Here is a 23,948-nt window from a genome sequence, read left to right as displayed (position 1 = left end):
TATTTTACAAAAACCGCCCTCCGTTGGCTATGGCGGACATCCTGACGACATATGTTTCGCCGCCTTGGCGGACGCTTGTCATCGCCGTTGTCCACGCGGCAACATCCGGCGCTGTATAGTACAACTTTTTCGTCACAATCGCTTCATCCTTTCGTATTCCGAATGCTTTTCTTTCATATTAGCAAATTCGCTCGCATTTGCCTATCGTGGATCTTCCCAACCGCTTTCTCCCATCAAACGGGCGAAGGATTCCATTGGCGCTATTAGGTTTTGATGGATCACAGCCAAATGAAGACAAATTTCCTAATTGATAAAACAATGTGCTAAATCATCAATGGAATGAACAAAAATGGTTTTTGCATACCATGCCAAAGTTCGTCAAAAAAGAGAAGACGATTGTACACAGTTTCTCAACTGGAAAAGAATCGGTTTTGCGATGGTTTTTGTCAAATCCCCTACCTTCAAGCAGCTGACAAAATGCAACGGATCGCAGTGATGGGTTCGTTCAACAATATATTTTATAATAAAAAACTATGTGCTAAATAATCAATAAAAAGAGTGACCATCCAAAAGAAAAGCAACATTTGTCGGCGGCGAAATGCTTTGTATATAATAAAACGGAGCGAAAACGAACCGATCGCCGATCAGAAAGGGTGGTTTGATGATGTTGACATTAGCAGACATTGAACAAGCGCGAGCGAAAATGAAAGGCATCGTCCATCAAACGCCGCTTGAGCATTCGCAAACGTTCAGCCGGCTGTCTGGCAATGATGTATATATGAAACTCGAAAATTTGCAAAAAACGGGCTCGTTTAAAGTAAGAGGTTCATTCAATAAAATTATGTCGCTCACGGAAGAAGAGAGGGCGCGCGGCGTCATCGCCGCTTCGGCCGGCAACCACGCCCAAGGGGTCGCCTATGCGAGCGGCATGCTTCATATTCCGTGCACGATCGTCATGCCAAAAGGCGCGCCGCTCAGCAAAATTGAAGCGACGAAAAGCTACGGGGCGGAAGTCGTGCTGTACGGCGATGTGTTTGACGAGTCTTTGGAATATGCGTTAGAGTTGCAGCGTGAACGGGGGATGACGTTTGTTCATCCGTTTGACGACTTGGCGGTGATGGCCGGCCAAGGGACGATCGGCTTAGAGCTGATCGAGCAGCTTCCCGACGTCGATGTCGTTCTTTGTCCAGTCGGCGGCGGCGGGTTGCTTGCGGGGGTGGCGCTTACGTTAAAACAGCTGAAGCCGTCGGTTGAAGTGTACGGCGTTGAGTCATCGGCTTGCCCCGGCATGACGGCGGCCATACGCCATAAACAGCCCGTCTCCATTGCCGCATCGAATACGATCGCCGATGGGATTGCCGTGAAAAAGCCGGGCAATATTACGTACCAATACATTGAGCAATACGTCGATGGCGTTGTATGCGTGGAAGAGGCGGAAATTTCGCGGACGATGCTGTATGTGCTCGAGCGGAACAAGCTGTTGATCGAAGGGGCGGCAGCTTGTCCGCTGGCGGCATTGTTGTATCAAAAGCTGCCGTTTCGCGGCAAAAAAGTCGCCGCCATTTTAAGCGGCGGCAACGTCGATGTGACGCTCATTTCCCGCATCATCGAGCGGGGGCTCGTCGAAGCCGGGCGATTCGTTACGTTTACAACGGTCATCTCCGACAAGCCGGGCCAGTTGAACAAGCTGCTGCGCATTATTGCGGAGCTTGAGGCAAACGTGATGTCGATTCATCATCAGCGCATCGGCGCCAAAGTGCTGCCAGGTCAGGCGGAAATTCACTTTTCGCTCGAGACAAAAAACGAAGACCACATTCAGCAAATCTACCAAGTGTTGTTGAAAGAAGGCTACGATGTACAGTTTTACCGATGAGCGCGCGATGGAAAACGGTTTGTGTTTCGCCACTGTCTGTTAAGCAAACAGTGGAAAAGCCGTCTTGGAAATCATGTTCACAGGGCTGCCAAGTCAACTACCCCCACTTCGCGAACGCTTGAAGTGGGGGCTTGCAACTCCCCAGAAGTGCAAACGGACTTCGTCCTCCTTCCTTGACTTGGGGTTGCATCAGGGGGCAGGTTGACGACTGCCCAACGACGCAGGTCATGCCTGCATCGTTACCGATTCTCTCGGTGTGTCTGTTGGCAGTACTTGGCTTCCACACACAACAGACAGACCTACGCTCGATGTTTTACGGTTGCAACGTTTCCTGCAACCAACTCCATCCATCGAGCAGCCGTTATTGGAGTGCCTTTATTGAACGGTTTTCTCCATGCCTTTATTATATCATACACAAAAGAAAGGGGGAACGCACATTCCTCTCCCACTTACTCCCTTTGGTCGTTGAAGTGGGAGTCTCCTGCGCGAAATAGGATGAATACGAAACCATCATTTGCCCAACATAACGGCTGTTCCTTATGACATGGGGGACAGCCGTTTTGTTTTGTCAATGCACGCGCGGCGCATCTTGCGGCCGCGTCGCGCCGAGGCCTTCGCGGGCCATTTTCGCTTTCAAGCTTTCCAGGACATACAAACCGAACATGCCAAGCAGCTCTTCATCAGTCATCTCACCGATCAGCTTGAGCACATCGCGGCGGTCGAGTTCATCCAAAATCGACATCGCCACCGCTTCGGCGTCTTCTTCATCTCCGGTCAGTCGATCTTTATAGTATTCGTACAGATCGTCAGTAAACTTCATCGGCATCGTCGCCTCGCTTTTTTGAGAGCGGGCTTCCTCCTTTCTTTGCAGTTGGCCGATGCAGACTTAGGGGCATCGGCAGTCCTCTCGGTTTGACGCCACAAATGCCATTGGCAACAGGGATGATTCATAGTATAATGGAAAAAATATCATTCGAAAAGCGGGGGAATTCTATGATTCGCCGGTTAACGGCCGAAGACGATCAACAAGTATTTTCGTTTTTGCGGCAAGATCCGTCGTTCAATTTATTTATCATCGGCGATATTGAGTCGTTTGGCTATGACGCCGATTTCCAAGACGTTTGGGGGCAGTTTGACGATGCCGGCTCGCTGAAGGCGGTGCTGCTCCGTTATTACGATTCCTACATTCCGTACGCGCCTGGCGATTTTGATGCCGATGGCTTTGCTCGTCTCATCCGCGAGACAGCCCAATCATCGTCCATCCAGCTGTCCGGCAAGGCGGACATTGCCAGGCAGTTCGAAGAGCGGCTGCCGCTTGGGGAGAAGCGAACGCTTTACTTTTGCGAGTGTCGGACGGATGAATACGCCCGTCAAGAAATGGGGGCGTTCGCCGTCAAAAAAGCCGAATTGGCCGATGTCGACCGGATTCTCGACTTGCGGCGCCGCATTGCCGAATTTGAAACGAGGCCGTCGTCCCGCGATATGCTAGTGAAAGGGATGGAAACCAATTCAGCTAGAACGTACTACATTGAACAAGACGGCCGAATGGTGGCCGCCGCATCGACATCAGCGGAAAACTCATTGTCGGCGATGATCGTCGGCGTCTGCACGGATCAAGGACATCGCGGGAAAGGATATGCGAGCGCCATCGTGGCGAAGCTCGTTTGCGATTTGCTCGCTGAAGGGAAGATGCCGTGCTTGTTTTACGACAATCCAACCGCCGGCCGCATTTACCATCGCCTTGGTTTTCGCGATATCGGATTGTGGGCGATGTACCGTTAGAAGGGCGGAAGTCCCGCCAGCTTGCTTGTGTACAAAAGCAGGCTGGCGGTTATTGTCCGTCTGCGCCGTTGGGCGTGCCGCGGCGAATGTGCTCGCCGCCGCGCTCTTGCATCGCTTTTGCCTTGTCGTTGACGAGCTGTTTTTGGTCTACGATGGAAGAAGGTGTTTGTTTTTTGTTCGCCATATGGAATCACCTCAATGGAGACGATTTTGCGCGCTGAATGAACATGTCCGCATCTTCGATCAGCCCGCAGACGCCGCATTGGACGCGGTAGCTCGGGCCGCGGTACGGGAGATGGAACGGTTCGAGCGCTTCGTTTGTGTATTCGTGCTCGATGTCGCCGGTGTGCGGATCGAGCTTGACCGCACGCGGGTGCTGCTCAATGAGATGAAACCGCGTCCGGTTCGTTTTGCAGTTTGGGCATAGCATCGGTTCCAATGAAAGCCACCTCCGGTTTTTATCTTTTGGAAAAACGGCCGTGATTATGTATAGGTCATCTGTTTTGTTTCAGTTCGTGCGGCTAGGGGATAGGGCTCGCGCAGCCGATCGGACGATGTGCGGCGAAAGACGCCTCCATTTTTCGGGCGCCGGAACGATTTTTGTTGACAATGGCTGCAACTGTCGAGTATCTTAATAAACAAGAAGAAGATTTTGCTTTTTTCGAAATGTTTTACAGTTCAGGCGAAGGAGACTGTTATGGCAGAGAAACCGCTTCGAGACCGCATTATCGACACCGCTCTTCATTTGTTTGAGAAATATGGCTACCATGGCGTGACGGTCGACCGCATCGTCGCGGAAAGCGATACGTCGAAAGGCGGGTTTTACCATAATTTTAAATCAAAAGACGAGTTGCTTTACCATATTCATGACGTCTTTATTACGTATGCGCTGACAAAAGCGCAGGAGGCGTATGAGGGCTTCCCTACGCCGACCGAGCGCTTGTACGCCATCGTTCAGTCGTTTGTCAAAGTGTTTCATTTGTATAAACCACACATCACCGTGTTTTACCAGGAAAGCACGTACTTAAAACCGGAATACGCCGAACCGATCAATGAAAAGCGCGAAGAATTTAAACAAATTATTTTTCGCGTCATCCGCGAGGGAATCGAGGCCGGCGAGTTTCGTCCGGAGCTGTCGGTGGAGATTACTGGCATGTCCATTATCGGCATGGTCAACTGGACATACAAATGGTACAATCCGGATGGTCCGTTGTCAATTGAGGAGATCGCGGCGTATTTTGCCGATTTCATTTTGCATGCGGTGCTCCGCACACCAGAAAACCCAGCGGCGGCGCGGTTTTTGTTGCGGCCGGCCGCCGAATAAGTTGTTGATCGTATACAGACCAACTAGTCGGTTTTGAAAACGCTTCAAAAATCAAAACCGTTTACACTCGTTTTCTTACTAAAACCGACTAGTCGGTTCAAATGATAGAACATTTTCTATGGGGGAGAGGGACAGGATGAATTTTTCATTAACAAAAGAGCAACAAATGATTAAAGAAATGGTTCGCGACTTTGCTGAGAAGGAAATTGCCCCATACGCGGCGAAATGGGATGAAGAGGCGCATTTTCCGCTGGATGTCTTCCGCAAAATGGGCGAGTTGGGGCTATTGGGTTTGCCGTTTCCGGAAGAATACGGCGGCGCTGGAGGCGATACGATTTCGTATGCCATCGCCGTTGAGGAAATCGGCCGCGCCTGCGGCGGCACCGGGCTAAGCTATGCGGCCGCCGTGTCACTTGGGGCGAGTCCCATTTATTACTTTGGAACAGAGGAGCAGAAACAAAAATGGCTCGTGCCGATGGCCAAAGGAGAGACGCTTGGCGCTTTTGGGCTCACGGAGCCGAACGCCGGATCGGACGCCGGCGGCACGCGCACGACCGCGGTGCTGGACGGCGATGAATATGTCATCAACGGCGAAAAATGCTGGATCACGAACGCCCAATACGCGCGGCAAGTCATTGTCACCGCCGTGACAGGCAAAGATGCGCGCGGCAAAAACATCATCACCGCTCTCATCGTGCCAACTGACTCCCCAGGATTTACGATCCGTTCGAATTACGACAAGATGGGCGTGCGCGCGTCCAATACGTGCGAGCTTGTTTTCGAGAACGTCCGCGTGCCGAAAGAAAACGTCTTGGGCGACCCGCAAAAAGGGTTTAAACAGTTTTTGTACACGCTTGATGGCGGCCGCATTTCCATCGCAGCTTTAGCCGTCGGCATCGCGCAAGCGGCGTTTGAGAAAGCGCTTCAATACGCGAAAGAACGCGTTCAGTTTGGCCAGCCGATTTCCAAGTTTCAAGCGATCCAGTTTAAGCTCGCTGACATGGCGATGGAAATTGAGCTTGCCCGCAATATGGTGTACAAGGCGGCTTGGTTGAAAGACCAAGGGAAACCGTTTACAAAAGAAGCATCGTTCGCCAAGCTGTTTGCGTCGGAAATGGGGTTCCGCGTCTGCAACCAGGCGATTCAAATTCACGGCGGATACGGCTATATGAAAGAGTACGGCGTTGAGCGCCATTTGCGGGATATCAAGCTCATGGAAATCGGCGAAGGCACATCAGAAATCCAACGGCTCGTCATCGCCCGCCAACTGGGATGCTAAAAGCGGAAATGCCTGCATATCCATAACAATGAATTCGGACAAAGGGGAGGAAACGGCCGATGTTGACGGTGACGGTGGGGAAATTGTTGGAAGAGCGAGCCAGGCAATATGCGGATCGCGAGGCGGTCGTGTATGCCGACCGCGGCTTGCGTCTGACGTATCGGCAGTTTAACGACTATTGCCGCCTCGTTGCGCGCGGGTTGATGCGGCTTGGCATCGAAAAAGGGGAGCATGTCGCCATTTGGGCGACGAACGTTCCGGAATGGATCGCCTGCCAGTTTGCGACCGGCAAAATGGGAGCCGTCCTCGTGACGGTCAATACGAACTACCGCGCGGCGGAGCTTGAGTATTTGCTTCGGCAGTCCGACTCGACAACACTGTTTTTGATCGAGCAATACCGCGATTCGTCATACATCGATATTTTGTACGAAATCGTTCCCGAGTTGCGCACATCAGCGCCCGGACAGCTGCAATCGAAACGGCTGCCGAAGCTGAAAAACGTGGTCTTTCTTGGCGACAAACGGCACCCGGGCATGTTTACATGGAACGACATCTTGGCGATGGCGCACGACGTATCGGAAGAAGAACTCGATGAACGGATGGAGAGCCTCGACCCGCACGATGTGATCAACATGCAATACACGTCCGGGACGACTGGATTCCCGAAAGGGGTGATGTTGACGCATTACAACATCGTCAACAACGCCCACCAAGTGGCGCAATGCATGGGACTTGGCGAAGGCGATCGATTGTGCATTCCGGTGCCGTTTTTCCATTGCTTCGGCTGCGTCATGAGCACGCTTGCATGCGTGACGGTCGGGGCGACGATGGTGCCGGTTGTGGAGTTCCATCCGAAGCGGGTTCTCGAGACGGTGGAAGCGGAGCGGTGCACGGCGCTTCACGGCGTGCCGACGATGTTCATCGCCGAGCTCAACGACCCGGATTTTGCCAAATACGATTTGTCGTCGCTGCGCACGGGCATTATGGCTGGCTCCCCTTGCCCGGTCGAAGTGATGAAGGCGGTCATCGAGAAAATGGGGATGAAAGACATTACGATCGCCTACGGGCAGACGGAAGCGTCCCCAGTCATCACGCAAACGCGCACCGACGATCCGCTTGAGCTGCGTGTCGAAACGGTTGGCCGCGCCTTGCCGGGCGTCGAGGTGAAAATCGTCGAGCCGGGAACGAACAAGGAAGTGCCGCCCGGTGTGCAAGGGGAGCTGTGCACGCGCGGCTATCATGTCATGAAAGGGTATTACAACAACCCGGAAGCGACAAATGAAGCGATCGACCAAGACGGCTGGCTGCATACCGGCGATTTGGCGACGATGGATGAAAACGGTTACTTCCGCATCACCGGCCGTCTGAAAGATATGATCATCCGCGGCGGCGAAAACATTTATCCGCGTGAAATCGAAGAGTTTTTATACAAACATCCGAAAATTTTGGACGTCCAAGTCGTTGGCGTGCCGGATGAGGTATACGGTGAAGAAGTGATGGCGTGGATCATCTTAAAAGACGGCGAAACGGCGACCGCTGAGGAGATTCGCGAGTTTTGCCGCGGCCACATTTCCCGGCATAAAATCCCGCGTTATATCGAATTTACCGACTCGTACCCGATGACGGCATCTGGGAAAATTCAGAAATTCAAATTGCGGGAAATGGCGAAACAGCGCCTCGGCTTGACGACGTAAACCGCCGTGCCGGGCGGTTTCGTCCGCCCGGCGGCATTCTCAGTTTTCGTGAAAGGGTGAGACGATGTTTTCGAAAGTATTGATTGCCAACCGCGGCGAAATCGCCGTCCGCATCATCCGCACGTGCCAAAAGCTCGGCATCCGGACCGTCGCCGTCTATTCCGAAGCGGATGCGGATTCGCTCCACGTCTCGCTCGCGGATGAGGCGTATTTGATCGGCAAGCCGCGCGTCGCGGAAAGCTATTTAAATATCGAAAAAATCATAGAGGTTGCCAAAACGGCGAAAGCGGAGGCGATCCATCCCGGCTACGGGCTGTTGTCGGAAAATCCAGCGTTTGCCCGCCGCTGCGAGGAAGAAGGAATCGTCTTCATCGGTCCGAAGGCGGACGTCATCGCGGCGATGGGCAGCAAAATCGAAGCGCGGCGGACGATGGAACAAGCCGGCGTGCCGATCGTCCCAGGCGTCTCCTTTGCGCTTGATAGCGCCGATGAAGCGGCCAAAGCGGCGGCTTCGATTGGGTATCCAGTCATGCTGAAGGCGTCAGCCGGCGGCGGCGGCATCGGCATGCATATCGCTCGCGATGAAGCTGAGCTGCGCCAAGCGTTTGAAGGGAGCCAAAAACGGGCCGCTTCGTTTTTCGGCGACGGGACGATGTACATTGAAAAATATATTGAACGCCCGCGCCATATTGAAATTCAGCTTCTTGCCGACCAAAATGGCAACTGTGTTTACTTATGGGAGCGTGAATGTTCGATCCAACGCCGCCACCAAAAAGTGGTCGAAGAGGCGCCGTCGCCGTTTTTGGATGAAGAGACGCGGCGGAAGATGGGGGAGGCGGCGGTGCGGGCTGCGCGTTACATCGGTTATGCAAATGCCGGTACCATTGAATTTCTCGTCGATGAACAGAAAAATTTTTATTTTCTTGAGATGAACACTCGGCTGCAAGTCGAGCACCCGGTGACAGAAGAAATCACCGGCATCGACATCGTCGAAGAGCAGCTGCGCATCGCCGCGGGCGAGCCGCTCCGCTATAAACAAGAAGAGATTCGCCGCGACGGTCACGCCATTGAAGTGCGCATTTATGCCGAAGATCCGAACACGTTTTACCCGTCGCCCGGCCGCATTACGGTGTTTTCCGCCCCACAAGGCGAATGGATTCGTCATGAAACGGCGGTTCAAAGCGGCATCACGGTCACGCCATTTTATGATCCGATGATCGCGAAATTGATCGCCAAAGGGCCGGATCGGCAAACGGCGATTGAACGCTTGCTCGAAGCGCTTCGAGACTATCGCGTTGAAGGGATTAAAACGAACATTCCGCTGCTTGAGGCCGTGTTGTCCCATCCGGCGTTTCAAGCGGGGGATACGACGACCGATTTCCTTTCGAAACATTGGAAACCAATAAAAACGAAATGAAGCAGAAATGAATGGGGGAAGAAATGATGAATCAAATAACCGCAACGATGGCAGGAAGTGTATGGAAAATTGTCGTCGCCGTCGGTGACCGTGTGGAAGAAGGGCAAGATGTCGTCATTTTGGAATCGATGAAAATGGAGATTCCGATTGCCGCGGAAACGTCTGGCGTCGTGAAGCACATCCACGTGCAGGAAGGAGATTTCGTGAACGAAGGCGACGTGCTTGTCGAGATTGAGTAAAAAGGGGGAGCAGAGCATGAGCCGATGGCCGGCGAAGGTGACGATCAAAGAAGTCGGCCCGCGCGACGGCCTGCAAAACGAAGCAACGCCGATCGCGACCGCCGATAAAATCGCTTGGATCAACCTATTGTCAGAAACGGGGCTGTCGTACATTGAGGTGACTTCCTTCGTCCATCCGAAATGGATTCCGCAGCTTGCGGACGCCGTTGAAGTGGCAGCGGGCATTCGCCGAAAAGCCGGCGTCACGTATGCGGCGCTCGTCCCCAACGAAAAGGGGCTTGAGCGGGCGCTTGGCGCCGGGGTCGATGAAGTGGGCGTCTTCATGTCAGCGAGCGAAACGCACAACCAAAAAAATATTAACAAAACGATCGCTGCCACATTTCCGGTGCTTGAAGCGGTCGTGAAAACGGCAAAACAAGCAGGAAAAACGGTGCGCGGCTACGTTTCCACCGTTTTTGGCTGCCCGTATGAAGGGCCTGTCGCCGTCGATCAAGTGCTGATGGTGGCGGACCGGTTGTTGGCGATGGGGGTTGACGAACTGTCGCTTGGCGATACGATTGGCGTCGCGACGCCCAAGCAAGTCGAAGAGGTGCTCACAATCGTGCTCCGCCGTTTTCCGGCTGATCGGATCGCGATGCATTTCCATGACACGAGAGGGACGGCGCTGGCCAATATTTTAGTGTCAATGGAAATGGGGATTACGACGTTTGACAGCTCGCTCGGCGGCCTCGGCGGCTGTCCGTACGCTCCCGGAGCGTCGGGAAACGTCGCCACCGATGATTTAGTATATATGCTTCACGGCATGGGGATTGAAACCGGCATCGATGTCGAGCAGCTGACGAAAGCGGCTTTGTTTATCCGCGACAAAATCGGCCGCCCGCTTCCGAGCCGCTATTTGCAAACGGTTTGATCATAAGGGGGGGGAGAAAACGTGAGCACACTTGTATCGTTTGAAACACAAGAAAACGGCATCGCCATTGTGACATTAAACCGTCCGGAAGCGGCCAATGCGCTTTCAAGAGCGCTTCTTTTCGAGCTTGGCGCGCTCTTTCAGGAGATCAAATTTCGCAAAGACGTGCGCGTCGTCATGTTGACCGGGGCCGGAGACAAAGTGTTTTGCGCCGGAGCCGATTTGAAAGAGCGGGCAGGGATGAACGAAACCGAAGTCCGTCAGGCCGTCGCTTTAATCAGCAAAACGATCAACGAGGTCGAGAAAGTGCCGCAGCCGGTCATTGCCGCGTTAAACGGCTCGGCCTTTGGCGGGGGGCTTGAGCTGGCGCTCGCCTGCGACATCCGGTTTGCCGCCGACGATATCCAGCTCGGGCTGACGGAAACGTCGCTCGGCATCATTCCGGGAGCGGGGGGGACGCAGCGGCTGCCGCGCCTTGTCGGTCTCGGCAAAGCGAAAGAGTTGATTTTTGCCGCCAAACGGATTACAGCGCAGGAAGCCGAGCGAATCGGCCTTGTCGAATACGCCGTGCCGCGCGCCGAGCTCATGGATCGGGCGCTTGAATTGGCGCAGCAAATCGCTGACAATGCGCCGATAGCCGTCCGCCAGGCGAAACGGGCGATCCAAAGCGTATTCAACGTTGATTTGGAGACGGGCCTCGCAATTGAGCAGCTCGCCTATGAGGCGACAATCCCAACGAAAGACCGTCTGGAAGGTCTGCAGGCGTTTAAAGAAAAGCGGAAGCCGGTGTACAAAGGGGAGTAAGCCTGCGCTTGGGCAGGATGAGGCTGTTCGGATAAGGAAAAAGCCGCACGGAGCGCTTGTTCTGCACCGACATTGGCACGACAGCCAAAAACGGCCCCAACCGTGCTCCCGGCCGAACACGCGGGATGGAACAGCAAGATCTATCAAAACAAGGAGGGGAAACAAAGAGATGAAGGAAACAGCCAATCAGCAAGACACGCTCGCAGCGGAGCTGGAGAAAAGAGCGGCGGAAATCAAGAAAGGCGGGGCGCCAAAATATCATGAAAAAAATGCGGCCCAAGGGAAATTGTTTGTCCGCGAGCGGCTGAATTTGCTGCTTGACGATGGCTTGGAAGTGGAAGACGGCTTGTTTGCCAACTGTTTGGCGGATGGCCTGCCGGCTGACGGGGTGGTGACCGGGATCGGCAAAATCAATGGCCGCACCGTCTGCGTGATGGCGAACGATTCGACCGTCAAAGCTGGCTCGTGGGGAGCGCGCACGGTCGAAAAAATCATCCGCATTCAAGAAACGGCGGAAAAACTGCGCTGCCCGATCATTTATTTGGTGGACTCGGCCGGCGCACGCATTACGGACCAACTCGAAATGTTTCCCGGCCGGCGCGGGGCAGGGCGCATTTTTTACAATGAGGTGAAGCTGTCCGGCAAAGTGCCGCAAGTGTGCCTGTTGTTTGGCCCGTCAGCAGCCGGCGGCGCTTATATTCCGGCGTTTTGCGACATCGTCATCATGGTCGAGGGCAACGCCTCGATGTACTTGGGCTCGCCGCGCATGGCGGAAATGGTGATTGGGGAAAAAGTCACGCTCGAAGAGATGGGCGGCGCTCGCATGCATTGCACCGTCTCCGGCTGCGGCGACGTGCTCGTGAAAACCGAAGAAGAAGCGATTGCCTATGCGCGCCGTTATTTGTCATATTTTCCGTCCCATTACGGCGAAAAACCGCCGGTGGTCGAGGCGAAGCCGCCGAAATCGTTCGACAAAACGATCGAAGACATTTTGCCGGAAAACCAAAATGCGCCGTTCAACATGTATGATTTGATTGAGCGAATCATTGACGAAGGATCGTTTTGCGAAATCAAAAAACTGTTTGCGCCGGAAATCATTACGGGACTGGCGCGCCTTAACGGCCAGCCGATCGGCATCATCGCCAACCAGCCGCGCGTCAAAGGCGGTGTCTTGTTCCACGATTCGGCTGATAAAGCGGCGAAATTCATCACGCTTTGCGACGCGTTCCATATCCCGCTTCTGTTTTTGGCCGACGTCCCTGGCTTTATGATCGGCACGAAGGTCGAGCGGGCCGGCATCATCCGCCATGGAGCGAAAATGATCGCCGCCATGTCGGAAGCCACCGTACCGAAGATCTCGGTCATCGTCCGCAAAGCGTACGGCGCCGGGTTGTATGCCATGGCCGGCCCGGCGTTTGAACCGGACTGCTGCCTCGCGCTTCCGAACGCGCAAATCGCCGTCATGGGGCCGGAGGCGGCCGTCAACGCCGTTTATGCGAACAAAATCGCCGAGCTGCCGCCGGAAGAGCGTGCGGCGTTTGTCGAACAAAAACGCGAGGAATACCGGCGCGACATCGATATTTATCGGCTCGCTTCCGAATTGGTCGTTGACGGAATTGTCGCGCCGAACGATTTGCGCAACGAGCTCATCCGCCGATTTGACGCGTATATGTCCAAGTATATCGTCTTTTCTGAGCGGAAGCATGGGGTGTATCCAGTTTGAAAAAATGGATGGCTGTCCCTCTTGCCAAGGGACGGCCGATCATGTATCATAATAATCACCAATCCGCTGCTGCGTTGTGCGTTGTAGAATGAAGTTTCAACCGATGGCAATCAAAAGGGAGTTCTACATTGAAGCGGGAATGTCATGCCCCTTATTCGTCTGCGGGGACGACAGGAACGCTTCTGCGAACACCCACCTGGTGGAGCGTGGTTGAGAAACTGCATTCAGCCAACGGCAACAGCGGCGCGGATTCACGAATGAGGAGTTGGCAAAAGAGTCCAACTGGATGCAAAACATCCGGTTGGACTCTTTTTCGTTGCGTATGTTTTCTCAAAAAGACATGAAACAATATAGTTGATTTTCCCTGTTTTCATGTTATAATCATATTTCGTGCAGGAATAATTCGTATTGAAACTATTCCAACAAGAAAGATGAGGCAAGGAGGGGGGATGAATGGAAGGGATCAGCCGGGACATCATGTACGCTGTCTTCCGGACGCAAAAGGCGCTTTATCGCCTCATCCGCGAGGACGCCGCCCGCGTCGGGGTGACAGAGGTGCAGCTGATCGTCTTATATACGCTGCTGAAAAAAGAGCATATTCGCCTGAATGACTTGGCGGAAAAATTAAACTTAAGCAACAGCAATGTCAGCGGCACGGTTGACCGGCTCGTCGGCGCCGGCCTTGTTGTCCGAGAGCCGTCGAAGCAAGATCGGCGCGCGGTCATTTTGAGTTTGACGGAAAAAGGAAAAGAGACGGTGTCGGAAGCGTTTGGCGAGCAGTCGGTGCTGCGCCGGCGGCTTGGCCGCATTCAAGAACTCGTCTCTCCAGAGGAGATTGAACAGTTTTTGCATCTTCATGAAAAAATTAAAGCGATTTTACTCGGGGAGGAATAGACGGTGAACGTGAAACGATTGGTTGCGCTGAACATCATTGTGCTCATTTTGCTTGTCGGTGGAGGCTTTGCCGCCTACTACTATGTGAACGAAGCGACGAATTACATTAAAACAGACAACGCCCGCATCGACGGCCAGGTCATCTCCGTCGCTGCGCCGCTGTCCGGGAAGCTGACATCCTGGCGGGGCGACACGGGAAAAACCTTCTCAGCTGGGGAAGAAATCGGCGAGGTGTTTGACGGCAAAACAACGATTCCGGTGACAGTGCCGCATCGGATGACGATCGTGCAGCAAAACGCAGTCAAGGACTCGTTTGTCGCCGCGGGGATGCCGCTGGCCCGCGGGTTTGATTTGAACGATTTGTGGGTGACGGCGAATATTGAAGAGACGGATATTGAAGACGTGAAAATCGGGCAAGACGTCGATATTTATGTCGATGCGTATCCGGATCGCAAATTCAGCGGCAAAGTCGAAAAAATCGGCAACGCGACAGCGAATACGTTCAGCCTGTTGCCAAGTTCCAATGCGACCGGCAACTACACGAAAGTGACCCAAGTGATTCCCGTTACGATTTCCATTGACAATTACAGCGGAGCCGGACTTGTGCCGGGCATGAACGTCACCGTCCGCATCCATAAGTAGGTGATTGAGGATGACAGCATTTGTCATTGGTTATATTGTGTTTGCCGTTTTGGTCTTGGCGGCGGTCAACATCGCGCTGCGCCGCCGCAAGCCGGCTTCAGCCGCGGTGAAGGCGGCAGATGAAGCGGCGGAAGCCAACGCTCAACCGTTAGCGGAAACGAAAGCAGAGCCGTCGACAGGAACGGATGGGCGTCCGGCCGCTCCAGCCGGTCAAGGCGGCCTTGGGGATATCGGCAGCCGCGGCAAGGTTGTGGCGACGGTCATGCTTGGTGCGTTTGTCGCCATTTTGAATCAAACGTTGATCAACGTCGCCTTGCCGCATATGATGCAAGATTTCAACGTGGAAACGTCGACGATTCAATGGCTCGTGACCGGCTATATGCTCGTCAACGGAGTGCTCATCCCGATCAGCCCGTTTTTAATCGCCAAGTTTCCAGCGAAACGGTTGTTTTTATCGGGCATGTCGTTTTTCGCCATCGGCGCGTTTGTCTGCTCGATCGCTCCGTCGTTTGCCGTCATGCTCACGGGGCGGTTGACACAAGCGGTCGGGGCCGGCATTATTATGCAGCTGATGATGGTCATTATGTTGTCGATTTTCCCGCCGGAACGCCGCGGGGTGGCCATGGGAACGGTCGGAATCGCCATGATGTTTGCGCCGGCGGTCGGGCCGACGCTGTCTGGCTGGATCGTTGAACATTATACATGGCGGCTGTTGTTTTACGTCGTGTTGCCGATCGCGATTTTAGACATTGTGCTTGCCTCCGTCTGGCTGAAACATACGCCGCGTAAAGGCAATCCAGTGCTGGACGTGCAAGGGGCGGTCTACTCCACGATCGGGTTTGGCGGCGTTCTGTATGGCTTCAGCGAGGCCGGAAGCAAAGGATGGGGCGAGACGGAAGTGGTTGTTTCGCTTGTCATCGGCGCCTTGTTCCTCATCATGTTCACATGGCGTTCGCTGCGCTCGGAGCATCCGGTGCTCAATTTCCGTGTGTTCCGCTACCCAGTGTTTACGTTGGCGACCGTCATCGGTTCGGTCATTAACATGGCGATGTTTGCCGCCATGGTCTTGCTTCCGGTGTATTTGCAAAACTTGCGCGGCTTTACGCCGCTCGATGCCGGTTTGCTGTTGCTGCCGGGGGCGATCGTCATGGCGGTGATGTCGCCGATCTCTGGTTGGGTGTTTGACCGCATCGGCGCGCGGATGCTCGCTATCGTTGGCTTGATCATCACCGCCGTGACGACGTGGGAATTCAGCAAGCTGACGATGGATACGCCATACAGCCAGTTGATTTGGCTTTACATTTTCCGCATGTTCGGCATGTCGATGCTCGGGATGCCGATTATGACCGAAGGGTTAAACGCCTTGCCGCGCCATCTGTACAGCCACGGCACGGCGATGTCGAATACGATTCGCCAAGTGGCTGCTTCGCTCGGGACGGCGTTTTTGGTGACGATCATGTCCAACCGGACGAAATTCCATGTGGAAGCTTATCGCAATGAAATGACGGAAAACAATCCGTTGTTCATGAGCCTTGTCGGCCAACTGAAACAGGCCATCCCAAGTGATGAGGCGATCGCTCAGCTGTTGTATGGACTTGTGCAGCAACAGTCAACGGTCGAGGGGATCAACGACGCCTTTTTCGTCGCCACCGGCTTGACGGTATTGGCGTTAATGATGGCGTTTTTCTTAAAGGGAAAAAAGCATAAATCGCCATCAGCGTAAACAAAGGAAGCGGCGCAGAAGCCTAACGGGTTCGGTTGTTGAGTACAAAATTAAAAAAAGTAATACAAAAGGGAGTCCAATTCGCATATGAAATGGACTCCCTTTTGTTTCTTGATATATCAATGTTTTATTTAATTTATGACCATTAATCGCATTATAATTAGCATCTTAATTAGCAAGTGACTGCTGACCAACAGACAGTATTCCAAATATGTGTTAAAATTGATGCTAATTGGACATACTAAATGTATGACGATTTTTATTGCGAGGTGTAAATAAAATGAAGTTTATTAAGCCCAAAAATAACAATGCGAGTCGTGTTGATTGGCTTATTTCTGAGCGAGTAAGAGCGATTATAAAAACCTATTCAGAATACACTGAGTACACGGAAAGCGAAGTTGTTGATACATTTCTTCTCAACTTGTTAGAAGATAAAGATTTCATCAAATGGATTAGCAAAAAACGAAATAACAAAAGAATTGTAAAACAACTGGAAATCGAATATTTATTGGAGAGCGATAACTTTGGCTAAATTAAAGAGATTGGCTACCAAAGAAGATAATCTTGTGAATGTACATTCCCCTGTTTCGATGGCAGAAACAGCAGAAAGAACAAAAGATTACGAATTGTTAACACCAAAGCAGTTCGGAACTAAATACAAAGATTTACTGTTCAAACCAACTGAATTCACTTGGAACGGAAACATCTACAAAATTCAATACAATCATTGTTCCAATCCGTATTGTAAGTGGCACGGTCTTCCTCAAGAAAGATTTGAAACAAAAGGGAAACCAAGTCGGTATAAATTATCAGGAACTGGAACGGACAAAACCATTAAATGCAATCCAGACCCAATTAATCTAACAAAAGGAGCTACTTTGGACTGCCACGCCATAACACTATCGAATTGGTCTATCGCACAAGAAATTGAACGATTAATCAGAATCAACAGTATCCAAGATGTTGAACCCGATTATCAATTTCATAAAGATTGTTGTATTGCGGAAGATTGTACGCCTTTTAACGAACCAAAGGCATTCTATAAACGTGGAAAAAGCACAGGTAAATCACAAAGATGGCAATGTAAGACGTGCAAGAAGTTTACCAATGTATTACCTAACCGTAAGCAATCTATCACATACAATCAAAAACGAAGTGATATTCTTCTTTGGTTTACAAAGTTATTGTTAAGTCGGGTTCCGATTACCAGAACTTGCGAACTTTTGGAAATTGGGAGAGGTACCTATTACGATAAATTAGAATTTGTTTATCGAAGATGTTTGGAGTTTTTGGAACGGCACGAAACAAAACCGCTTCAAAATATGCAGTTTAAAGAAATATGGCTCAATACCGATAAAATGACCTATTTCCTCAACAATGTTCGGAAAAAAGGAATGGGTGGCAGCCAGTATGATGATTTAGAGGAAAGTCAATTCCCAACCAATGTGGTGATTACTGCCGATTTATTCTCAAGGTATGTGTTCCGAAGCGATGTGGCATTTGATTGGGATATTTCATTGAGGGATATTGCCCTTGATACCGTTCTTTTAAAAGAAGACCACCTAAATGAATTTGCCAAGAAACACGCTCGCATTCCGAAATATTCTCATTATCCGATGCCTCCGTCTAAAAATGACACACAAACTTATGTCGAGTATCAAGCCGAATTAGATAAAATTGAACACAGAGCCAAGTATATTGATGGATTACACATTAATTCAACTTATACAACGATTGCTCATTATTGGCTTATTAAACAGCTTGTAAAGGCTTCAGAGTGGCGTTTTGTGACAGATAAAGACAATTCATTGATGACTTCCCTTTATCGTGTATTTGCCAAAGAAATTCGCTTATCTGATGCCCACCATTTTCTTTGTCAAACGGATAAAACAAAATCTCGGAAACAAGCTCGTGAGGAATTTGTTCAAGCAAGAGTGGATTTAATCAACTGGGGAATTAACTCTGGTTATGATACAAAGTCTTTGCGAAAATTGGCTTTTCTAAAACTGGAAGAATTATTTCATACACACCAATTTCATAAAAAAGTCATTTCAGATGGCAGCAGTCATTATGAATACGCTGATAATCCGATTGAACATCCGCTTGCGACAATTGACAGAGGATTTCGATGGGTTGATTGTACAACCAATCTTTCATCATTCGAACCGAAGGACATTGCCAATCTTGTTTTAAATGTGAATGACAACGCCACGAATACCTTTATCCAGCACATTCGAAGACGGCTATCTATTTTAGAAAGACCATTGACAACAGCTCGTGGTGACGGAAAAAGCTATATCTATTCAAACTTTAACCCAAAGTATGCTCAAATGGCTCTTACCATACTTCGGACTTACTACAATTTTTGTTTAGCATACAAAACAAAAGAGACAGTAGGAACACCTGCTCAACGATTAGGCATTGCAAAAAAACGATTTGATTTAAAAGAAATAATTTATATGCAATAACCATAATTGAAAGGGATTTGATATTTTATAAGACCAAATCACCATACGATTTGGTTTTTTATTTTTGTTGAAATATCAATATTTTTTGACGAAATCCTTTTTAAGGATTTTAGTATTTTATGTTAAACTAAATATATAGATTACTTAGAAAATTAGCAAAGGGAAAATTAACCCACGAGGAGGGAAGTGTATGAAAAAGTTTTTAATTCCATTATTAGTATTAATTGTGTTAGGCATTGGTGGTTATTTTGTTATTGGACTATTTAGTGCTAAACCACCTTTACCAACCATAACTGTTGGAGAAAAAAAGGTAGAAGTGACACAAGGTTCGTATTGTTGGAATGGATTACTTAATTCTGTTTGTGCTGATACAAGTTCTCCGCCAGAACTCATTAAAAATCAAGAACTAAAACCTGTGGTTGTACCACCAAATTCCCAATTGAAAATAGAATTCAAAGACGAGCCTAAAGAAAATACATTAGTAGTAAATAGATGGCTTACAAATATAAAAACAGAAAATGTTCCAATAAATGATAATGTGATACTATTACCAAAAGAAAAAGGTGTTTATGTGTATGATGTTTCAGCAAGATGGGAAAAGGGAGATTCAAGTTATGCCTTTGTAATTGAAGTACGGTAGTAACCTTTTAGTAACAGTCTTGATTTAACAAGTCAATATAATTTTAGTTTAAAACGCTTGGAATAAACCCAAGCGTTTTAATGTGCTTTTTACCTTGTTAAATTTAGTTCGAATTTTGTGCTAATTACGCTGTTATTTGTACTGTTTTTTTTGATTTTGTACTTCTGAACCGAACCCGTTAGCAGAAGCCGCTTCTTTTTTTGTTTTATCTTAATTAGGCGAGAAGACTCCCACTTCAACGAAGCGAAGCGGAGTAAGTGGGAGATGAATCGCCTTAACTCAGGCGTGTTGATTATCCAATAAAATCCAAAGGGTATAGAAAAAAGAGCACCTTTCCTGTAGAATGTGAGTAGCGACACAAACAAACCCAGGAGGTGCTCTCTATGAACAAGCATACCACACTCCCGAATTTGATGCAAAAACTTGTTTCGGATGAAGAGATTCAACGGATTGCCGAAGCGGTTGGGGATCGTGATTCGTCTCGAACCTTTACGTTGCGCGAGTGGATTCACTTCTTCCTGCTGGCCGCCATGCATCAATGGAAAAGCTTTCGCCACGGAGCCGATGTGGGGCCTCTGTATGGATTGCCGCGATTCCATTATTCCACAGTATCCAAGAAAGCGAAAGACGTTCCCTATGACATCATGAAACGCTTGTTGGCGTTGATCATTTCCAAGTGCAACCGCCAAACCCGCCGTTCGCTTCGGTTTCCCAAACCGCTTCGGGTGGTGGATTCGACGACCGTCACGGTCGGGAAAAACCGCCTGCCATGGGCGCCGTATCACGGCGAACGCGCCGGAGTGAAGCTGCACGTCGCGTATTCGCCGGAATCCTCGTTGCCGGCAGACGTGGTGGAAACCATCGGACTGCGTCATGATGGCCCGGTGGGAGAACAGTTGACGAACGCTCAACAAGTGCTGGTGGAAGACCGGGCGTATTTCAAAATCGAACGCCTCGATCGATTTGTGGAGCAGCATCAGCTCTTTGTCATTCGGATGAAGGACAACATCGAACTTCATCAGAAAAAAAGCTTGAAACGCCTTTCCAGCACATCCTCATCGGTTCAAGCCGACTTCACGTGCCAGTTGGGGACGAAACAATGCCGCTCCACCAAGCGTCACCGGGTGGTGATCTTTCGAGATGCGAATGGCCGCGACATTCGGGTCGTGACGAACCTCTTCCATGCGTCTGCGGAAACCATTGCCGACATGTACCAACAACGTTGGACTGTTGAGGTCTTTTTCCGTTGGGTGAAGCAATATCTGAATGTCCCGACCTTGTTTGGCACGACGGAAAATGCGGTATACAATCAGCTGTTTGCGGCGTTCATCGCGTATGTGTTGCTGCGATGGCTGTATGATCAAACCAAAAAACAGACGAACGTCTCTCTTTCCTTCATTTCGTTCGTTCGCCGTTTTTTCTCTGGGCAGCTTCCTCTCGATTGGAAATCCGGGATGGCCGCTGCTTTGTTTGAGTATGCCCAAATTTATGGAAGGCGTATGTATAATTTTGGATAATCAACACTCGTGGCCTTAACTATATTTTGCTGAAAATAGGATAGATTCAGTAAAATATAGTATAATATAGTTAGATGGGAGGTGAAAAAATGTATTTTTGTATCAAACAACAGCTAAATGGTTTGACCAAAGAAGAATACTTGACTCTTCGAGAACTGTGCCATATTGCCAAGAACATGTACAACGTCGGATTGTAAATTGGCAAACTTGTCATTGGCTATGCGGAAACATGGCAACGCAATATTAATCTAGGAAAAAAGACAAATCAAAACTTTGTCAATATTCCTCTCGGTAACATAAAAGAAAAACTAGAATATCTTTGTGAATTTTACGGCATTGAATTCTTGAAACAGGAAGAATCATATACGTCTCAAGCCAGCTTTTTTGACGGCGATGAGATTCCTGAATATAATGCCGACAATCCAAAAGAATATAAGTTCAGCGGCAAACGTATTAAGCGCGGCTTGTATCGAACAAAGTCTGGCAAACTAATTAATGCTGATGTCAATGGCGCATTAAACATCTTAAAGAAAAGTAAAGCTGTAGACCTGAGTGTCTTATGCTCTAGCGGCGAAGTGGACACGCCTCAAAGAATAAGGATTGCTTGAAGCAGTCAAACTTCTTTGGAAGCCCCCACTTCAAATTTTCGCTAGAAAATTAAGTGGGGGTAGTTCACGCCATATGGACAACAATGTTCTTGCTCCCTTTTTGCACACATATACATCATAAAGACAAGCGGATGACAAAAGAGGGGGGGGAGCGCCATGGCGCATTTCGGCTCGAAAGGATGGCTTGTGGCTGAGTTGAAAAAGGCGGGCATCGCCCGTCATCCGGTTGGACGGAAAAAAATTGAAACGTACAAGGCGGCGGAGCTGTACGGGCTGTACCGAAAATATGTGCAGAAAACATGCTGAACCGGATGAAGCGATCCGGCTTCTTTTTTGAGGTACAATAGTTATAAGGAAAGGCCGTGAAGCCTTGATATGTCAACATTTCTAGTGGGAGGAGGGAGGGCGCGCCTCTTTGGCCAGGAAAGCGATGAAGAAAAAACGGTTTACTGTAGCGGAAGGGGAAACGATCGCCGCCTGTTTAGCGCGAATGAAACAGGAAGGCTACCGCCCTGTCCGCCGCATCGAGCAGCCAATTTTCCGCGAAGTGGAAACGAACGGCGAAACGATGGTTGAGCCGTGCGGGCGCATCATCGAATTTGAGGGGGTGCGCGATGAGCCGTAGCAACAGGTCGTTAGCACGGTTGCCCGCCGCCGCCAACGATTTGAGGCGTCGGCCATAGCGGCAAATGGCGAATGGGACGTTGCAGCCGGTTGTCCGGGTCGCTACAATAAAGAAGGGGAAAAATATAAAGAGAAGGAGATGACGCCATGATTCATCACACATGGGCGACCCGGCCGACGATCAAAAAAGTAAAGTGCGTTCACACGAACGCGGAAAAGTACATGGTCAGCAATGTATTGACGCCGGGCAAAGTATATGAAGTAAAAAACGAAACCGACGAGTTTTATTTTGTCATTGACAACAGCGGAAAAGTCGGCGGGTTTTACAAAGATTATTTTGAGGAAGTCAAATGATCGCGCCAATCACCAAGAAAAAACGGATGTCCAAAACAGGGCATCCGTTTTTTCGTTCAGCCGACGGCGCTTTGTTCTGCCGTCGGCGGTCCCACCCGACTTGCCGGCAACGTGATCGTCAACGTCGTCCCTTTTTGTACGGCGCTTTCGATCGTCCACGTTCCTCCCATTTGTTCGATGATTTTGACGGCGACCATCGCACCAAGCCCAGTGCCTTTTTCTTTTGTGCTGAAGTATGGCTCGCCGAAGCGGCGCACTTGTTCTTTCGTCATGCCAACGCCGTTGTCGGAAATGGTAATGACGACTGATGCCCCCCGGTTCTCAGCCGCGACATGAAGCGTGCCGCCGTTTGGCATCGCCTCAATGCTGTTTTTCAACAAGTTGAGAAAACACTGTTGGAAATATTGTACGTTTCCGATGACGATGCCATCTTCGAGGGAAGAGGATACATGGATCGAATGCATATGCGCCATTGGCGTAATCATTTGCAACACTTTCTGAAGCTGGGTGGACACATTAATCGGCTCGGTTTCTTTCGGCGCCGGTTTGGCAAACGTCAAATAGTCGCGGATGATGGCTTCCGCCCGCTCGAGTTCCTCTAAGGCGATGCGAATGTACCGCTCTTCGGTTTCGCGCGGCAGCCGACCCGTTTGCAGCAGCTGGATGAATCCTTTGACGACGGTGAGCGGGTTGCGGATTTCATGGGAAATGCTGGCCGCCATTTGGCTGACGATCTCCATTTTTTCCATCTTCATCAGCTCTGCCCGAGCGAGCTGCGCCTCATGAAGCGTCTCCATCAAATAGACAGCGAACATCATGACGAACGGCGGCATCATAATAAAATACACGATATATGGCTTCGTTACCGGAAAATCAGCAACAATCACGGCGACAAATGTCGTCAGCACCGCGAGCAAAAACGTCAGCCACAGCGCAGTCAGCAGCTTGCCGGACCGGGGCAGTTTCCGAAACAGCGGGGCGGCGGCGGCCGCTGCCGCGAACATAATGGCATAGACGACCACTGTAAGTGGCTGAAAACCGTACAATATGGTGCGCGCACCCATCAAGAAAACAAACAGCACCGCCCCAACTGCGCCGCCGCCATACAATGTTCCAAGCAAAAACGGAATTTGCCGGAAATCATGGACGCACAGCGGATCCATGTAAATCGGAAATTTCATGCACAACACGGCCGCCAACGCCAAACAAACCCCAAGCAGCGCCCGGCCATAGAGCGGGCGCTGCCGGATCGCTCGACTATGGTCATAAATAAAGGAAAAGGCAAAGATCGTGACCAAAATATAAAATAAGTTGTTCAAGACGTGCTGGTTAATGTATAAACCGGCCATACGAAAAATCTCCTAACTGAATAGACATCATCACCTTTCATTATAGCGGAAAGAGATTGAAAGAAAAATATGCATTGGCTATGT

25 protein-coding genes, 1 other RNA gene and 1 pseudogene are annotated in these 23,948 nt (G+C 50.3%); 22 read left to right on the top strand and 5 right to left on the bottom strand.

All coding sequences use genetic code 11. The annotated features are described in order from the left end of the window. Window positions 1-4: 4 nt before the first annotated feature. Window positions 5-136, bottom strand: coding sequence for a hypothetical protein (locus tag CWI35_RS02190; RefSeq protein WP_014195711.1), 132 nt, complete (start codon window positions 134-136; stop codon window positions 5-7). A 528-nt stretch (window positions 137-664) separates the two neighbouring features. On the opposite strand from CWI35_RS02190, the gene ilvA reads away from it, so the two are divergent. Next, window positions 665-1,873 carry a threonine ammonia-lyase gene (ilvA, locus tag CWI35_RS02185; protein ID WP_011231086.1) on the top strand — a complete coding sequence of 403 codons (1,209 nt, stop codon included), beginning with the start codon at window positions 665-667 and terminating at the stop codon, window positions 1,871-1,873. A 568-nt stretch (window positions 1,874-2,441) separates the two neighbouring features. On the opposite strand, the gene CWI35_RS02175 is transcribed toward ilvA, so the two are convergent. After that, complete coding sequence (locus CWI35_RS02175) at window positions 2,442-2,699, bottom strand: DUF6154 family protein (RefSeq protein ID WP_015374743.1); 258 nt, start codon at window positions 2,697-2,699, stop codon at window positions 2,442-2,444. Between the two features lie 167 nt (window positions 2,700-2,866). Between CWI35_RS02175 and CWI35_RS02170 the strand changes: the two genes are divergently transcribed. Further along, window positions 2,867-3,655, top strand: a complete 789-nt coding sequence (locus CWI35_RS02170) for a GNAT family N-acetyltransferase (RefSeq protein ID WP_011231089.1) — start codon at window positions 2,867-2,869, stop codon at window positions 3,653-3,655. 49 nt (window positions 3,656-3,704) lie between these two features. Here CWI35_RS02170 and CWI35_RS18670 read toward each other — a convergent pair whose 3' ends face one another. Together CWI35_RS18670 and CWI35_RS02165 are read right to left on the bottom strand one after the other, a co-directional pair. Next, window positions 3,705-3,839, bottom strand: coding sequence for a hypothetical protein (locus tag CWI35_RS18670; protein ID WP_014195715.1), 135 nt, complete (start codon window positions 3,837-3,839; stop codon window positions 3,705-3,707). Between the two features lie 6 nt (window positions 3,840-3,845). After that, window positions 3,846-4,094, bottom strand: a complete 249-nt coding sequence (locus tag CWI35_RS02165; RefSeq protein WP_013145420.1) for a hypothetical protein — start codon at window positions 4,092-4,094, stop codon at window positions 3,846-3,848. A gap of 258 nt (window positions 4,095-4,352) precedes the next feature. On the opposite strand from CWI35_RS02165, the gene CWI35_RS02160 reads away from it, so the two are divergent. The 20 genes and pseudogenes from CWI35_RS02160 to CWI35_RS02060 all read left to right on the top strand — a co-directional run bounded on the left by CWI35_RS02160 (window position 4,353) and on the right by CWI35_RS02060 (window position 22,515). Next, on the top strand, window positions 4,353-4,979 hold the full coding sequence (locus tag CWI35_RS02160; protein ID WP_011231091.1) for a TetR/AcrR family transcriptional regulator: 627 nt from the start codon (window positions 4,353-4,355) through the stop codon (window positions 4,977-4,979). A gap of 136 nt (window positions 4,980-5,115) precedes the next feature. Continuing rightward, the gene (locus CWI35_RS02155; protein WP_011231092.1) at window positions 5,116-6,258 is read left to right on the top strand and encodes an acyl-CoA dehydrogenase; all 1,143 of its coding nucleotides are present in this window, start codon (window positions 5,116-5,118) and stop codon (window positions 6,256-6,258) included. A 59-nt stretch (window positions 6,259-6,317) separates the two neighbouring features. Then, window positions 6,318-7,952: an AMP-binding protein gene (locus CWI35_RS02150; protein WP_011231093.1), complete on the top strand. Its 1,635-nt coding sequence runs from the start codon at window positions 6,318-6,320 to the stop codon at window positions 7,950-7,952. 64 nt (window positions 7,953-8,016) lie between these two features. Next, window positions 8,017-9,369, top strand: a complete 1,353-nt coding sequence (gene accC, locus CWI35_RS02145) for an acetyl-CoA carboxylase biotin carboxylase subunit (protein ID WP_119877452.1) — start codon at window positions 8,017-8,019, stop codon at window positions 9,367-9,369. A gap of 26 nt (window positions 9,370-9,395) precedes the next feature. Next, window positions 9,396-9,608: an acetyl-CoA carboxylase biotin carboxyl carrier protein subunit gene (locus tag CWI35_RS02140; protein ID WP_011231095.1), complete on the top strand. Its 213-nt coding sequence runs from the start codon at window positions 9,396-9,398 to the stop codon at window positions 9,606-9,608. A 16-nt stretch (window positions 9,609-9,624) separates the two neighbouring features. Beyond that, window positions 9,625-10,518 (top strand): hydroxymethylglutaryl-CoA lyase, encoded by an 894-nt coding sequence (locus CWI35_RS02135; protein WP_015374747.1) that lies wholly within the window; start codon window positions 9,625-9,627, stop codon window positions 10,516-10,518. A gap of 21 nt (window positions 10,519-10,539) precedes the next feature. Next, a complete protein-coding gene (locus CWI35_RS02130) occupies window positions 10,540-11,322 on the top strand; it encodes an enoyl-CoA hydratase (protein ID WP_033012204.1) in 783 nt (260 codons plus the stop codon). A gap of 169 nt (window positions 11,323-11,491) precedes the next feature. Continuing rightward, on the top strand, window positions 11,492-13,045 hold the full coding sequence (locus CWI35_RS02125) for an acyl-CoA carboxylase subunit beta (RefSeq protein ID WP_060787797.1): 1,554 nt from the start codon (window positions 11,492-11,494) through the stop codon (window positions 13,043-13,045). 62 nt (window positions 13,046-13,107) lie between these two features. After that, window positions 13,108-13,296: non-coding RNA, 6S RNA (ssrS, locus tag CWI35_RS02120), on the top strand. Window positions 13,297-13,498: 202 nt separating this feature from the next. Further along, a complete protein-coding gene (locus CWI35_RS02115) occupies window positions 13,499-13,939 on the top strand; it encodes a MarR family winged helix-turn-helix transcriptional regulator (RefSeq protein WP_011231100.1) in 441 nt (146 codons plus the stop codon). A 3-nt stretch (window positions 13,940-13,942) separates the two neighbouring features. Next, window positions 13,943-14,581 carry an HlyD family secretion protein gene (locus CWI35_RS02110; RefSeq protein ID WP_014195721.1) on the top strand — a complete coding sequence of 213 codons (639 nt, stop codon included), beginning with the start codon at window positions 13,943-13,945 and terminating at the stop codon, window positions 14,579-14,581. A gap of 10 nt (window positions 14,582-14,591) precedes the next feature. Beyond that, window positions 14,592-16,304, top strand: a complete 1,713-nt coding sequence (locus tag CWI35_RS02105; protein WP_014195722.1) for a DHA2 family efflux MFS transporter permease subunit — start codon at window positions 14,592-14,594, stop codon at window positions 16,302-16,304. A 280-nt stretch (window positions 16,305-16,584) separates the two neighbouring features. Further along, window positions 16,585-16,836, top strand: coding sequence for a hypothetical protein (locus CWI35_RS02100; protein ID WP_014195724.1), 252 nt, complete (start codon window positions 16,585-16,587; stop codon window positions 16,834-16,836). Beyond that, window positions 16,829-18,772, top strand: coding sequence for a hypothetical protein (locus tag CWI35_RS02095; RefSeq protein ID WP_014195725.1), 1,944 nt, complete (start codon window positions 16,829-16,831; stop codon window positions 18,770-18,772). The genes CWI35_RS02100 and CWI35_RS02095 overlap by 8 nt, the downstream gene beginning before the upstream one ends. A 190-nt stretch (window positions 18,773-18,962) precedes the next feature. Continuing rightward, a complete protein-coding gene (locus CWI35_RS02090) occupies window positions 18,963-19,412 on the top strand; it encodes a hypothetical protein (protein ID WP_025039205.1) in 450 nt (149 codons plus the stop codon). Window positions 19,413-19,795: 383 nt separating this feature from the next. Continuing rightward, entirely contained in the window at window positions 19,796-20,929 is a 1,134-nt protein-coding gene (locus tag CWI35_RS02080; RefSeq protein WP_119877451.1) for an IS4 family transposase, read from the top strand. A 197-nt stretch (window positions 20,930-21,126) separates the two neighbouring features. Then, window positions 21,127-21,537 (top strand): annotated as a pseudogene (locus CWI35_RS02075) (zinc ribbon domain-containing protein); the annotation flags it as partial. A gap of 156 nt (window positions 21,538-21,693) precedes the next feature. Further along, entirely contained in the window at window positions 21,694-21,843 is a 150-nt protein-coding gene (locus tag CWI35_RS02070) for a YflJ family protein (RefSeq protein ID WP_011231104.1), read from the top strand. Between the two features lie 124 nt (window positions 21,844-21,967). Beyond that, on the top strand, window positions 21,968-22,162 hold the full coding sequence (locus CWI35_RS02065) for an NETI motif-containing protein (protein ID WP_015374752.1): 195 nt from the start codon (window positions 21,968-21,970) through the stop codon (window positions 22,160-22,162). 146 nt (window positions 22,163-22,308) lie between these two features. Next, entirely contained in the window at window positions 22,309-22,515 is a 207-nt protein-coding gene (locus CWI35_RS02060) for a DUF6501 family protein (protein ID WP_014195730.1), read from the top strand. 56 nt (window positions 22,516-22,571) lie between these two features. Here CWI35_RS02060 and CWI35_RS02055 read toward each other — a convergent pair whose 3' ends face one another. Next, window positions 22,572-23,864 carry a sensor histidine kinase gene (locus CWI35_RS02055; RefSeq protein ID WP_014195731.1) on the bottom strand — a complete coding sequence of 431 codons (1,293 nt, stop codon included), beginning with the start codon at window positions 23,862-23,864 and terminating at the stop codon, window positions 22,572-22,574. Between the last annotated feature and the right edge of the window lie 84 nt (window positions 23,865-23,948).

The organism is [Bacillus] caldolyticus (genome assembly GCF_003595605.1).
Classification (GTDB): domain Bacteria; phylum Bacillota; class Bacilli; order Bacillales; family Anoxybacillaceae; genus Geobacillus; species Geobacillus thermoleovorans.
This window is presented reverse-complemented; position numbering and strand designations above follow the sequence as displayed.